Raw genomic sequence first — 12,573 nt, forward strand, 5'->3', positions numbered from 1 at the left:
CTGCGGATGTATCCCGGTGCTCGCGGAGGAAGTAGGGCCGTCGCCCTTCGAGGCTCGCCGAAGGGGCGAGCACCGCAGGGTGACGGTGAGAAGCTTCCGCCTATGGCTACTTCACCCGCTGCTTCTCGAGCTTTCGCGCCAATGTCCGGCGATGCATGCCGAGGCGGCGGGCGGCTTCGGAGATGTTGAAGTCGGTTTCGATCAGGGTCTGGTGGATGCGCTCCCATTCGAGCGTCTTGATCGAGGTCGGCCGCGCACCGACCTCGATGGCGGCGTTGCCGGCGGCTTTCTGGAATGCGGCCTCGATGTCGTCGGTGTTCGACGGCTTTGCGAGGTAGTGGCAGGCGCCGAGCTTGATCGCCTCGACCGCGGTGGCGATGCTGGCAAATCCGGTCAGCACCACGATCAGCATCTCCGGGTCATGCGCATGCAGCGCTTCGACGCAGGCAAGACCCGAGGCGCCGCCGGCGAGCTTGAGGTCGACGACGGCATAGCCGGGCGATTGCTGCTCGAGTAGCTCACGGACCTCGTCGAGCGAGGCGGATACGGCGACGCCGTAGCCGCGGCGCTCGAACGAGCGCTTCAGGGTCCGGGCAAAGCCTGAATCGTCCTCGACGATCAGAAGCTGGCGTTCATGCGTCAAGGTGGTCTCCGATCGCAAGCATCGAGAGCGGCAGCTCGAGCCTGACTGTGGCGCCGATGTCCGGCCGGTTGCGCGCCGCCACCACGCCGCCGAGCTTGCGCACCACGTTGACGACCAGGAACAGGCCGAGGCCGCTGCCGGGGCTGCCCTTGGTCGATTGATACGGCTTGCCGATATGTGAAAGCACCTCGCGCGAGAAGCCCGGACCGCGATCGTTCACCGACAGCACAAGCGTATCGGCATTGCGCTCGGCCATCAGCTCGATCCAGTCGCGCGAAACCTCGGCGGCATTGTCGAGCACGTTGAAGATCGCCTGCTTGAGCGCGATGTCGGACACGATCGCAAGATCGGTGCCGAACGCGTTGCGGAAATACAGCGTGGCCGACGGCCGTGTCGTCCGCCACTCCTCGACCAGCGTGCTCAGGAATGCCGCGACGGTGGTCGGCGAGGAGCCTTCGCCGCGGGCTTCGCCGGCTGAGAGCAGGATGCCGGTCACGATCGACTTGCAGCGCTGCACCGAGATCTCCATCTCGCCGAGGTCCTGCGACAGTTCGGGGTCGGAGGCGAGCGCAGGCATCCGGCGCCAGTCGCCCAGGATGACCGAGAGCGAGGCGAGCGGCGTGCCGAGTTCATGCGCGGCGCCGGAAGCCAACAGGCCGATCCGGACGATATGATCCTGCTCGGTGGCATGCTGGCGCATCGCCGCGAGGCGCAGGTCGCGGTCGCGCAGATTGCGGTTGATCCGGGTCATGAACACCACGAGCAGCACGGCGTCGAGCACGAGGCCGATGAAGGTGCCGGCGATGTACAGGTTGAAGGCGTCAGCGAAGCCCTGCTGCGGCAGCTCCAGCGGCCGGTAGTAGCTGGTCAGCCAGGCGAAGTTCATGCAGACCAGCGCCACCAGCGACCAGGTCGAGGGCGCATCGAGCAGCACCGCGCCGAGCGTCACCTGCAGCAGATAGAGTGAGGTGAAGGGATTGGTCGCGCCGCCGCTGAGATAGAGCAGGGCGGTCAGCGCCGCGACGTCGAGCGCCAGCGCGACCAAAAGCTCGCGGTTGTTGATGTCGGCGCGGTAGCGCAGCCACAGCAGGCTGACGACATTGAGCGCGACGAGCCCGGAGATCACGGCGGCGAGCGGCAGCAGCGGCAGCGCGATGCCCATCCAGAACTGGACGAAGCCGATGGTGGCGATCTGGCCAATCACGGCGATCCAGCGCAGCTGGACCAGCAGGGCCATGTTCTTGCGGTTGGTGGCGATGTCGGCGGGGCTTGCGAGATCGAACGGGATGCCGGTGGCCGCGCCTGCGGCAGACGGCATCACAGCCGTGCCTGTCGCGGCATTTTCCTCATGCGGATCCGATGTGCGCTCGAGCATCTGGGCCTGGGTCGCGAGACAGGTTGCGGGCTGCGCCGACCAAGCGGCGCACGGCGGCGCGTCTTGAACTCCACCCTGGATCGGAGGCGCCGGCGCGGCTCCTGCCGACGATGCGCAGGAGCGCGCCCGCCAGCATAAAGGCCAGCGCAAACCATGTCAGCGCGTAAATCAGGTGGTTGTTGGGAAACCGCACGATCGTGAGCCCGCCGAGGGGGCTGCCGCCGGGATTCGGCGTCGCATCGGCATCGATGAAATAGGGGGCGACGTGCGACAATCCGTGCGCGGCGGCGATCGCGGCGACGTCGCGCGAATACCAGCGGCCCGCCGCAGGGTCGTTGCTGCGCAGGAAACCGCCCTTCGGCTCCGAAATCCGCAACAACCCGGTGAGATTGACCCGGCCCTGCGGGGCGCCGTCGCGCCGTGTGGCGGGATCGCGCCGGTCGGGCGGAACGAAGCCGCGATTGACCAGCACCGTGGTTCCGTCGGCCATCTGCAGCGGCGTCAGCACCCAGAAGCCGGGGCCTTCGGCCGTCACGGCCTGCACCAGCGTCTCGTCGGCATTGAGGAACGTGCCGCTCAGGGTGACGCGGCGATATTCGTCGCTGGCGGCCGTGACCGCGGGCCATGACGATGGCGGCGGCGGCGCGACCGCTGCCGCATGCATGCGCTGCTCGACCCGTTCGATCAGCGCCAGCTTCCAGGTCCGGCGTTCGATCTGCCAGACGCCGAGCGCGCTCAGCAGCACCACGCCCAGCATGCCGAGCGTGAGCAGCACCAGCGGTGGTCTGGCAGATCGCACCGTCACGGCATCTGGCTCATGTCGTGGATCGGCATCATGTTGATGTTGAGGTGATGCATGACCCACAGCGAGCCGGTCAGCGCGATCACCACCATGACCACGGTGAAGATCATGGCCATCATGGTCCAGCCGTTCTCGGACCGCGTGTTCATGTGGAGGAAGTAGATCATGTGAACCACAATCTGCACCGCCGCCAGCACCAGCACGATCAGGGCGGTGACCGCCTTGTCGGCGATGGTGCCGGTCATCACCAGCCAAAACGGAATGGCGGTGAGGACGACCGAAAGGCCGAAGCCGATCAGATAGCTCTTCAGCGAGCCGTGAGCGGCGCCGCCATGATCGTCATGGCCGTGTCCGGCATTGGCTTCGAGGGCATGAGCTTCGGCGTGAGCTTTTGTTGTCATCGCAGCATTCCCAGGAGGTAGACGAAGGTGAAGACGCCGATCCAGACCACGTCGAGGAAGTGCCAGAACATCGACAGGCACATCAGCCGGCGCCGGTTGGCGGTGGTGAGGCCGAACCGCGCGGTCTGCACCATCAGCGTCACCAGCCAGACCAGGCCGAAGGTGACGTGCAGGCCGTGGGTGCCGACCAGCGTGAAGAACGACGACAGGAAGGCGCTGCGCTGCGGCGTGGCGCCCTCATGGATCATGTGGGCGAACTCGGTGAGCTCGATGCCGAGGAAGGCGAGACCGAACAGTCCGGTGATCGCGAGCCAGAGCTGGGTCTGGCCGATCTTCGATTTCTCCATCGTCAGCATGGCGAAGCCGTAGGTGATCGAGGAGAGCAGCAGCATCGTGGTGTTGAGCGCGACCAGCTTGAGGTCGAACAGGTCCTTCGGCGACGGGCCGGCGGCATAGCTGCCGCCGAGCACGCCATAGGTCGCAAACAGCATCGCGAAGATGAGGCAGTCGCTCATCAGGTAGATCCAGAAGCCCAGCATGGTGCTGGCGCCTTCCGGATGATCGTGCTCGTCGACGACGTGGAAGACGGGCTCGGAGTCTTGAGTGGTGATGGTCGTCGCTACGCTCATGACTGGGCTCCCGCGGCAAGAACGCGTGTCCGCGCGTCTTCAGTCCGCACCACCTCATCCGCCGGGATGTGGAAGTCGCGGTGATAGTTGAAGGTGTGGCCGATCGCGACCGCGAGCAGCGCAACGAAGCTGACGGCGGCGAGCCACCAGATGTACCAGATCAGCGCGAATCCCATCACCGTCGCGAACCCGGCGAGGATGACGCCGGTGCCGGTGTTGGACGGCATGTGGATCGGCTTGAAGCCGGTCAGCGGGCGCCTGTAGCCGCGGCGCTTCATGTCCCACCAGGCGTCGTTGTCGTAGACCACGGGCGTGAAGGCGAAGTTGTAGTCCGGCGGCGGCGAGGAGGTCGCCCATTCCAGCGTGCGCGCGTTCCAGGGATCGCCGGTGGTGTCCTTGAGCTGTTCGCGCCGGAGGATGCTGACCGCGAACTGCACCAGCATCGCACCGATGCCGAGCAGGATCAGGAAGGCGCCGAACGCCGCGATCACGAACCAGATCTGCAAGGACGGATCGTCGAACACGCGGAGCCTTCGGGTCACGCCCATCAGGCCGAGCACATAGAGCGGCATGAAGGCGAAGTAGAATCCGGAGACCCAGAACCAGAACGACAGCTTGCCCCAGAACGGATCGAGCCTGAAGCCGAACGCCTTCGGGAACCAGTAGTTGATGCCGGCGAACAGGCCGAACAGCACGCCGCCGATGATCACGTTGTGGAAATGCGCGATCAGGAACAGGCTGTTATGCAGCACGAAATCGGCCGGAGGCACCGCGAGCAGCACGCCGGTCATGCCGCCGATCACGAAGGTCAGCATGAACGCCACCGTCCACATCATCGGCAGCTCGAAGCGGATGCGGCCGCGATACATCGTGAACAGCCAGTTGAACATCTTCGCGCCCGTCGGGATCGAGATGATCATGGTGGTGATGCCGAAGAACGAGTTGACGCTGGCGCCGGAGCCCATCGTAAAGAAGTGGTGCAGCCAGACCAGGTAGGACAGGATGGTGATGACGACGGTGGCGTAGACCATCGACGTGTAGCCGAACAGCCGCTTGCCGGAGAACGTCGCGGTCACCTCGGAGAAGATGCCGAACGCCGGCAGCACCAGGATGTAGACCTCGGGATGGCCCCAGATCCAGATCAGGTTCACGTACATCATCGGGTTGCCGCCGAAATCGTTCGTGAAGAAGTTGGTGCCGACGTAACGGTCGAGCGACAGCAGCGCCAGCACCGCGGTCAGCACCGGGAAGGAGGCGACGATCAGGACGTTGGTGCAGAGCGAGGTCCAGGTGAACACCGGCATCTTCATCATCGTCATGCCGGGCGCGCGCAGCTTGACGATGGTGCAGACCAGGTTGATGCCCGATAGCGTGGTGCCGACGCCGGCGACCTGGAGTCCCCATATGTAATAGTCGACGCCGACGTCAGGACTGTAGCCGATGTTCGACAGCGGCGGGTAGGCGAGCCAGCCGGTGCGGGCGAATTCGCCGACGAACAGCGACATCATCACCAGCACCGCGCCGCCGACCGTCATCCAGAAGCTGAAATTGTTGAGGAAGGGGAACGAGACGTCGCGGGCGCCGATCTGCAGCGGCACCACGTAGTTCATCAGGCCGGTGACCAGCGGCATCGCCACGAAGAAGATCATGATCACGCCGTGGGCGGTGAAGACCTGGTCGTAGTGATGGGCGGGGAGGTAGCCGTCGGAGCCGTTGAAGGCGATCGCCTGCTGCAGGCGCATCATCAGCGCGTCCGCGAAGCCGCGCAGCAGCATCACGATGCCGAGGATCATGTACATGATGCCGATGCGCTTGTGGTCCACGGTGGTGAACCATTCGCGCCACAGATAGCTCCAGAGCCGGAAGTAGGTGACGAGGGCGAACAGCGCCAGCCCGCCGGTTGCGACCACCGCGAAGGTGCCGACCAGGATCGGCTCATGGATCGGCAGCGCTTCGAGATTGAGGCGGCCGAAGATCATCTTGACGAGATCGGGATTCATGCGGTCCTCCTCAGGACTCTGATTTCGGACGCTGGCCGAGCAGCAGGGATGTCGATGACGGGTGAGCCGGCGAGAACGGCGGGCGCTTCAGCCCGAAGCCGCGCAGCGGCGTCAGATCGAGCGGCGCGGTGACCTCGCGCGACGGCGCATCCTTGATCTCGTCCATCGAGCAGATGCCGGCGACGAAGGTCGGCTCGGAGCCGAGCGGCGCGCCGCGGCGGGCGTATTTGTCGTAAGTCAGCGGCAGCGTGTTGCTGAAGCCTTCGCGTCCCAAGCCGCCCTTGGCGTCGATCGCCATCATCTCGCTCATGCACATCTTGCCGGGCTCGACGCACATGTTGAGGATCGCCTTGTAGAGATCGCGATCGACCGAGCGATAGAGCCGGACCGGATCGTTCTCGCTCGGACGTTCGAGCTGGAGATAATCGGTGCGGCCGAGCATGTTGGCGCTGGCCTTGGCGGTCGCGATCCACTTGTCGAAATCGGCGTTCGACAGGCTCTTGAAATCGAAATGCATGCCGGAGAAGCCGGCGCCGCTGTAATTGGCGGAGAAGCCGCGGAAGGTGCCGGGCTTGTTGGCGACAGCGTGCAGCTTGGTCTCCATCCCGGGCATGGCGTAGATCTGGCCGGCGAGAGCTGGGATGTAGAACGAGTTCATCACGGAGGAGGCCGTGATGCGGAAGCGGATCGGGCGGTCGACGGGCGCCGCAAGCTCGTTGAGCGCGGCGACGCCGTAATCCGGGTAGATGAACAGCCACTTCCAGTCGAGCGCGACCACCTCGACATTGAGCGGGGCGTCCTTGCTCTCGATCGGCTTGTCGGCGGCGATGCGGCCGAGCGAGCGGTAGGGATCGAGCAGATGGGTGCCCATCCAGGTCAGCGCGCCGAGGCAGATGATGATCAGAAGCGGTGCCGACCAGATCACCAGCTCGAGCTGGGTGGAGTGATCCCAGTCCGGCTCGTAGGGCGCCTGGGTGTTGGACTGGCGGTAGCGCCAGGCGAAGAACACGGTCAGCGCCATTACCGGAAGCACGATGATCAGCATCAGGACGGTAGAGATCACGACGAGGTCGCGCTGCTGGGCGGCGATGTCGCCGGCAGGCGCCAGGACGACGAAATCGCACCCGCCAAGGAGCGCCGCGAACGGCAATAAGGCCAATAATTTCAAGGCGCGCACGGCTCACCCCACTTGAATTTCATGAGTTCGGCCAAGGGGTAGCTGCGATGCAGCAAAGTTGACATTGGACAATTTGTCCAATGTTGCACTGCGGGATAGGCGGTCAGAAGGTGAGGTGGACCGCGTGGCAAAGTCTGCCCGTGGCCTCATCTTGTTCGAGCATGATTGGTTCGGAAAACCGTTCTTCGGTTTCCCGGATCAGGCTCCAAAGGACGGTTCTCCGGCGATGGCACAGGCCCCAGCAATGGCTCACGGCACCCCGACCACATCAGGTCACGGGCAGGCGAAACCCGGCGAGATCGCCATCGGCGTCATCATCGGACGCACCTCGGAGTTCTTCGACTTCTTCGTCTACGCGATCGCCTCGGTGATCGTGTTCCCGAAGCTGGTGTTCCCGTTCGCCAATGAATTGACCGGCACGCTCTATTCCTTCGGCATCTTCGCGCTGGCCTTCGCCGCGCGGCCGCTCGGCACCGTCATCTTCATGGCGGTCGACCGCCGCCACGGCAAGGGCGCCAAGCTCGTCACCGCGCTGTTCCTGCTCGGCACCGCGACGGTCGCGCTCGCCTTCCTGCCCGGCTACGATACGATCGGCGTTGCGGCGATCTGGCTGCTCGCCGCCGCGCGCGTCCTGCAGGGCATTGCCTGGGGCGGCGCGTGGGACGGCCTCGCCTCGCTGCTCGCGATGAATTCGCCGGCGAACAAGCGCGGCTGGTACGCGATGGTGCCGCAACTCGGCGCGCCGCTCGGGCTGATCGTGGCGAGCGCGCTGTTCGCGTTTTTCGCCGGCAACCTGTCGGCGGATGATTTCTTCGATTGGGGCTGGCGCTATCCGTTCTTCGTCGCCTTCGCCATCAACGTGGTGGCGCTGTTCGCGCGGCTGCGCATGGTGGCGACCGATGAATATTCCGAGCTGTTCGAAAGCCGCGACCTCGAGCCGGCGCGGGTCGGCGAGACCGTCGCGCAGGAAGGCCGCAACATCCTGCTCGGCGCGTTCGCGCCGCTGGCGAGCTTCGCCCTGTTCCACATGGTCACGGTGTTTCCGCTGTCCTGGGTGTTCCTGTTCACCAAGGAAAGCCCGGTGCGCTTCCTGATCATCGAGATGATCGGCGCCATGGTCGGCGTCGCGGCGATCGTCGCCTCCGGCATGATCGCCGATCGCGTCGGGCGCAAGCCGCTGCTGCTGGGCTCGGCGGTCGCGATCGCGGTCTATAGCGGCTTTGCCCCGCAGCTGCTCGACGCCGGCGCGTTCGGTGAGACCGTCTACATGGTGCTCGGCTTCGTGCTGCTCGGCCTGTCGTTCGGCCAGTCGTCGGGCGCGATCGCCTCGAACTTCGCGCGCAACTATCGCTACACGGCTTCCGCGCTGACCTCGGATTTCGCCTGGCTGTTCGGCGCCGGCTTCGCGCCGCTGGCCGCGCTCTTGCTGGCGACGCATTTCGGCCTGATCTCGGCCGGCGCGTACCTGTTGTCGGGGGCGGTGTGGACGCTGCTGGCGCTGTGGCTCAGCGGCCTGCGCGAAGCGGAAGTGAATTAGACTGCTCGCGCAGTTTCCCTCGTCTTGTAGCCCGGATGGAGCGAAGCGAAATCCGGGGCCACCTTGACCGCGGACCGTTCTGCCCCCGGATTGCGCTGCGCTCCATCCGGGCTGCGAATCTCAGGCTAGCGGAATAATCCATCGACGCGAAACGAATAGCCTAAGCCGACAACGTAGTTCGGCGAGTTGCGGTTGAGCCCGAACGCGATGTGGAAGTCGAGCTGCTGGGTCGGTGTGATCTTGTACATGCCGCCGGAATTGACCAGCTGGGTCGGCCGCGCGCCGTCGGGATAGTCGCCGACATATTCGGTGAACACGCTGATCCGCTCGGTCAGTTTCTTCTCGACCACGAACGTCGCCTCCGACATGTGCTGGCCGGTCGGTTCGGCCGGACGGAAGAATTCCGTGAACATGCCGCTGACGCCCCAGCCCTCATGCAGCTCCCATGACCATGGCAATTGAATATAGGGCTGCGCGCCGCGGCCGGCGATAACAGCAGCACTTGTCGGCAACGCGACGCCGGCCGTGATCGAGAGGTCGATCTTCCCGGGCACCCGGGCTGATCTGCCATTTGATGGCCGGCGCGACGTCGGAGAAGCCGGAGGCGCCCGGCGATTTCAGCGTGCCGACATAGCTCGGCAGGTCGACCAGTACTTCGAGGCAGGGCGCAATCCCGAGCCGCCAGCGGCTGTTGCTGCCGTCGATGCTGCGGCCACCGTCGCGGCCGGTCAGGTTGACGCCGTTCTCGTTCTGCAGGCTCCCGACCGGCACGACGATACTGGAATTGGTGACGTCGGGCCGGTCGGTCGCAATTTCGTCGCTCGGTTTGGGACAGCCGTCCGCGCGCGCGGCGGTGGCTGCTGCGAGTGTGAGCGCAGCAAGCACGCACCCGAGTTCGGCAAGTCGAGCGACGGCGCCGAACCTGGTCTGAAACACTGGGGATGCTCCAATAGCGCGGCGCGGCTGCGGAGGTGGCAGCCGCAATCAAGATCGACGGGGCCGCGCAATTATTCCGCGGGGGCGGCAAAAAACTTCAACACGAGGCATGATTGTCGGCGATCCCAGCGGCCGGCGTCCAGTGCAATGACGGCCGGGCGGCAGGGAATAGAATGGCAGCGCGGCGGCTCCTGTTGTGGTGGCAAACAGGAGACCCGGAATGACCATTCGTTCGATCGCCGGCGCGCTGGCGCCGCGGCGCGCCAAAATCGCCGCGATGGCGGCCATCGCGATCCTGCTCGCGCTGAACAGCGCCCGCGCGGCGGGCGATCCGGCACGCGGCGCCACGCTGTACCAGGGCTGCGGCGATTGCCATTCGATCGAGAAGAACGACGTCGGCCCGATGCATAAGGGCGTGGTGGGCCGCCTCGCCGGTTCGGTCGCGGGCTATAATTATTCGCCGGCGCTGAAGAATTCGAAGATCGTGTGGACCGAGGAGAATCTCGACAAATGGCTGACCGATCCGGACGCGATGGTCCCGGGCACCAAGATGTTCTACGAGGTTCAGGATCCCAGGGATCGCGCCGACATCATCGCCTTCCTCAAGGAGAGGGCGAAGTAGGGTTGCTTGTAGCCCGGATGGAGCGCAGCGTAATCCGGGATCTTCTCTTCGCGGACGCACGTCCCCGGATTGCGCAACGCTGCATCCGGGCTACGGTTCTCTACCGCCTCAATCCACCACGATCTTGACGCGGTCGCGCGGTTTGACCTGGGCGTGGGCGTCGAGGCCATTGAGCACGCGGAAGCGCTCGGCCGGATGATCGACGCCGGCCATGCGGTGCGACAGCGATTCCACGGTGTCGCCGGGCTGCACGTTGATCACCTTGATGCGCAGCGGGCGCGCGGCCTGGATCTCGTCGAGCGTCAGGCGACGGAATGAATTGACGGTCTCGCGTGCGTTGCGCTCGCTCTCGGTGGATTTCTGCTTGGCGGCGAAGATGAAGCGGTAGACGTCGCTGCCGAAGCGCAGCGCATAGACCTTGAACTGCCACTGGTCGCCATGCGCGGTGGCCGAGGCCGCCGGAAAGCCGTTGATGGTGAGGTCCTCGGTCGAGGACTTCTCGACGCCCTCCATCCAGCCGGAATTCAGATAGTCGCCGAGCGACTGCTCGGCCGGCACCCGCACCACGTCGAAGCGCATCGCCTGGCTGCCGCCTTCGCGCACGCCGATCACCGCCTGCGCGGTGTTGTCGAGCGTGAAATTATCGGGCGCGGTGAAGGTGAAGCCGAGCTTCGGATGCAGGAAGCGGCGGCCGCGGACGAAGCCTTCGCTGGGATCCTCGCCGTAGACGATGTTGTCGATCGCGGCGAGATAGGTCTCGCGGTCGCGATCGTTGCTCTCCGGCGATGAATATTGCCGCGCGGTGGTCTGCGCATTGTTGATGCGCTCCGGCGTCGCCGGATGCGACGAGGTGAAATCCTGCGCGCGCGGATCGAGCGCAGTCTTGCCGATCTTGAGCGCGGCATTGCGCTCCATCGCGGTCAGGAAACGCGCCGCGCCGTAGGGATCGAAATGCGCGCGGGCGGCGATGCCGACGCCGATGCCGTCGGCCTCGAACTCCTGCTGCCGCGAGAAGCTCGCCAGTGTCAGCTTGGTCTTGGCGAGCGCAAGCGCCGTGAGATCGGGATCGGTGCTCATGTCGGTGACGACGCGCGTCACCACCGCCGCCTGGCGCGCCTGGTCCTCGCGCATCGCGGCGTGCTTGGCCAGCACATGCGCCATCTCGTGGCTCAGCACCGAGGAGAGCTCCGAGGTGTCGCTGGCGAGCGCGATCAGGCCGCGCGTGACGTAGAGCTGGCCGGTCGGCAGCGCGAAGGCGTTGACCGCGCCGGAGTTGAGGATCGTCACCTTGTAGGCCTGGTCGGGCCGCTCGGAAGCGGCGACCAGCCGCTCGACGGTCTTGCTGATCAGCGCCTCGAGCTTCGGGTCGTCATAGGCGCCGCCATAGGACGACAGGATGCGCTCATGCTCGCGCTCGCTGTTGGGCGTCTGCTGCACCACCCGGTTCGGCTTCACCGGCGCCGCCGCCGCAGTCGGGGTGACCTGCTCGAATCGGCCGACATTGCCGCAGGCCGACAGCGTCAGGGCGGCGCAGACGAGCACCGGCGCAGCCGAAAGCCGGCGGCCAGTCCCATTTTCACGCCGTCCTGCGCGCACCATCACGTCCAAAACTCGCAAATTGTCCCGTGAGTCGGCCGGGGTGTGGCCAAAGGCCCCCTAGTTCCCGCCGAGCACTTCAATCTGCCCCACCCGGAGCAGTTCGATTCGCGGCCCACGTCGTGCTTCCACCCAGCCTCGTACACGAATCCTGCGATTTTCCAGAGACTTGGGCGCAAGCCCGGCCGCTTCGAACGCAGGGACTATGCGCCTTGAAATAGTCAGAGCAAAGTCCCGAGTCCAGTTTCGGCCGAAATTCAGGTAGGTCGTCGCCCCGGCCTGGCGCACCGACAAAACCCTGCCCTCGACCACCATAAAACGCCCGATCCCGGCCAAAATATCGTCCGGACTTTCGGCGTTTTTTATGACACTGGCCTCGGCCCAGGTTCCCGACCGGGCCGCCCGTGCCTCGCCCTCCGCCGCCATCAGCGCCGCGGCGCAGTCCTTGTCGGCGACCTCGGACGACACCAGCGCGAGGCCCTGACGCAGCAGTTCGGTCTGCACGGGCAGCCCCTCACCTTCGACGAAGGCGTAGGCCGGTTGCCGGCCGTAGCGGTCCGGCGTGTCGTCCTGCCCGCGCAGCGTCACCTCGCGGCCGACCAGCCGTGCCGACAGCGCTGCCATGGCCTTCGTCCTGTCCGCCACCTCGATGCCGGCAAGCCGGACCTCACGGCCGTCGTCGAGCCGAAGGCTGCGGGCATCGATGATAGCCGCGACGCGCCCTTCGCCCTGAATCTCGAAATTGCATCCGGCCGCTTCGGCAGGTTCGATGCATGCGACGATTGCGAGCGCGCATACTGTCATCGTCACCGTCCGCGAACGGCGTCGCCATGCTCGATCGTGTGGAAGCGTCAT

The 12,573-nt window shown here is 65.4% G+C and carries 13 protein-coding genes; 2 read left to right on the forward strand and 11 right to left on the reverse strand.

All coding sequences use genetic code 11. From position 1 onward, the window contains the following. Window positions 1-106: 106 nt before the first annotated feature. From ACVINW_RS13470 to cyoA, 7 genes are read right to left on the reverse strand one after another with little or no spacing between them, the layout of a single operon-like run. Complete coding sequence (locus ACVINW_RS13470; RefSeq protein WP_456751741.1) at window positions 107-643, reverse strand: response regulator transcription factor; 537 nt, start codon at window positions 641-643, stop codon at window positions 107-109. Then, window positions 633-1,961, reverse strand: coding sequence for an ATP-binding protein (locus ACVINW_RS13475; protein ID WP_456751742.1), 1,329 nt, complete (start codon window positions 1,959-1,961; stop codon window positions 633-635). The genes ACVINW_RS13470 and ACVINW_RS13475 overlap by 11 nt, the downstream gene beginning before the upstream one ends. Before the next feature lie 28 nt (window positions 1,962-1,989). Further along, complete coding sequence (locus ACVINW_RS13480) at window positions 1,990-2,793, reverse strand: SURF1 family protein (protein WP_456751743.1); 804 nt, start codon at window positions 2,791-2,793, stop codon at window positions 1,990-1,992. Between the two features lie 26 nt (window positions 2,794-2,819). Beyond that, a complete protein-coding gene (gene cyoD, locus ACVINW_RS13485) occupies window positions 2,820-3,221 on the reverse strand; it encodes a cytochrome o ubiquinol oxidase subunit IV (RefSeq protein WP_456751744.1) in 402 nt (133 codons plus the stop codon). Next, window positions 3,218-3,850, reverse strand: a complete 633-nt coding sequence (gene cyoC / locus ACVINW_RS13490) for a cytochrome o ubiquinol oxidase subunit III (protein WP_456751745.1) — start codon at window positions 3,848-3,850, stop codon at window positions 3,218-3,220. The genes cyoD and cyoC overlap by 4 nt, the downstream gene beginning before the upstream one ends. Then, window positions 3,847-5,850: a cytochrome o ubiquinol oxidase subunit I gene (gene cyoB, locus ACVINW_RS13495; RefSeq protein ID WP_456751746.1), complete on the reverse strand. Its 2,004-nt coding sequence runs from the start codon at window positions 5,848-5,850 to the stop codon at window positions 3,847-3,849. Before cyoB ends, cyoC begins: the two co-directional genes overlap by 4 nt. Before the next feature lie 10 nt (window positions 5,851-5,860). Continuing rightward, entirely contained in the window at window positions 5,861-7,027 is a 1,167-nt protein-coding gene (cyoA, locus tag ACVINW_RS13500) for a ubiquinol oxidase subunit II (protein ID WP_456751747.1), read from the reverse strand. 244 nt (window positions 7,028-7,271) lie between these two features. On the opposite strand from cyoA, the gene ACVINW_RS13505 reads away from it, so the two are divergent. Beyond that, window positions 7,272-8,564, forward strand: a complete 1,293-nt coding sequence (locus tag ACVINW_RS13505; RefSeq protein ID WP_456751748.1) for an MFS transporter — start codon at window positions 7,272-7,274, stop codon at window positions 8,562-8,564. 125 nt (window positions 8,565-8,689) lie between these two features. On the opposite strand, the gene ACVINW_RS13510 is transcribed toward ACVINW_RS13505, so the two are convergent. Further along, window positions 8,690-9,076 (reverse strand): transporter, encoded by a 387-nt coding sequence (locus ACVINW_RS13510; RefSeq protein WP_456751749.1) that lies wholly within the window; start codon window positions 9,074-9,076, stop codon window positions 8,690-8,692. Continuing rightward, entirely contained in the window at window positions 8,997-9,500 is a 504-nt protein-coding gene (locus tag ACVINW_RS13515) for a hypothetical protein (protein WP_456751750.1), read from the reverse strand. Before ACVINW_RS13515 ends, ACVINW_RS13510 begins: the two co-directional genes overlap by 80 nt. A gap of 220 nt (window positions 9,501-9,720) precedes the next feature. Here ACVINW_RS13515 and ACVINW_RS13520 point away from each other — a divergent pair, with 220 nt between their 5' ends. Next, window positions 9,721-10,122 (forward strand): c-type cytochrome, encoded by a 402-nt coding sequence (locus tag ACVINW_RS13520; protein WP_456751751.1) that lies wholly within the window; start codon window positions 9,721-9,723, stop codon window positions 10,120-10,122. A 108-nt stretch (window positions 10,123-10,230) separates the two neighbouring features. Here the strand turns inward: ACVINW_RS13520 and ACVINW_RS13525 are convergent, their stop codons facing one another. Together ACVINW_RS13525 and ACVINW_RS13530 are read right to left on the reverse strand one after the other, a co-directional pair. Next, window positions 10,231-11,721 carry a M48 family metalloprotease gene (locus tag ACVINW_RS13525; RefSeq protein WP_456756390.1) on the reverse strand — a complete coding sequence of 497 codons (1,491 nt, stop codon included), beginning with the start codon at window positions 11,719-11,721 and terminating at the stop codon, window positions 10,231-10,233. A 57-nt stretch (window positions 11,722-11,778) separates the two neighbouring features. Further along, a complete protein-coding gene (locus ACVINW_RS13530; RefSeq protein WP_456751752.1) occupies window positions 11,779-12,573 on the reverse strand; it encodes a thermonuclease family protein in 795 nt (264 codons plus the stop codon).

This window comes from Bradyrhizobium sp. USDA 4461 (assembly GCF_054055655.1).

Bases quoted from the DNA above. Each gene is read 5' to 3' on its own strand.
- ACVINW_RS13475 (WP_456751742.1), bottom strand. From the start codon at position 1,961: ATGCCGTCTGCCGCAGGCGCGGCCACCGGCATCCCGTTCGATCTCGCA.
- cyoD (WP_456751744.1), bottom strand. From the start codon at position 3,221: ATGACAACAAAAGCTCACGCCGAAGCTCATGCCCTCGAAGCCAATGCC.
- cyoC (WP_456751745.1), bottom strand. From the start codon at position 3,850: ATGAGCGTAGCGACGACCATCACCACTCAAGACTCCGAGCCCGTCTTC.
- cyoB (WP_456751746.1), bottom strand. From the start codon at position 5,850: ATGAATCCCGATCTCGTCAAGATGATCTTCGGCCGCCTCAATCTCGAA.
- ACVINW_RS13505 (WP_456751748.1), top strand. From the start codon at position 7,272: ATGGCTCACGGCACCCCGACCACATCAGGTCACGGGCAGGCGAAACCC.
- ACVINW_RS13520 (WP_456751751.1), top strand. From the start codon at position 9,721: ATGACCATTCGTTCGATCGCCGGCGCGCTGGCGCCGCGGCGCGCCAAA.
- ACVINW_RS13525 (WP_456756390.1), bottom strand. From the start codon at position 11,721: ATGGTGCGCGCAGGACGGCGTGAAAATGGGACTGGCCGCCGGCTTTCG.
- ACVINW_RS13530 (WP_456751752.1), bottom strand. From the start codon at position 12,573: ATGACGCTTCCACACGATCGAGCATGGCGACGCCGTTCGCGGACGGTG.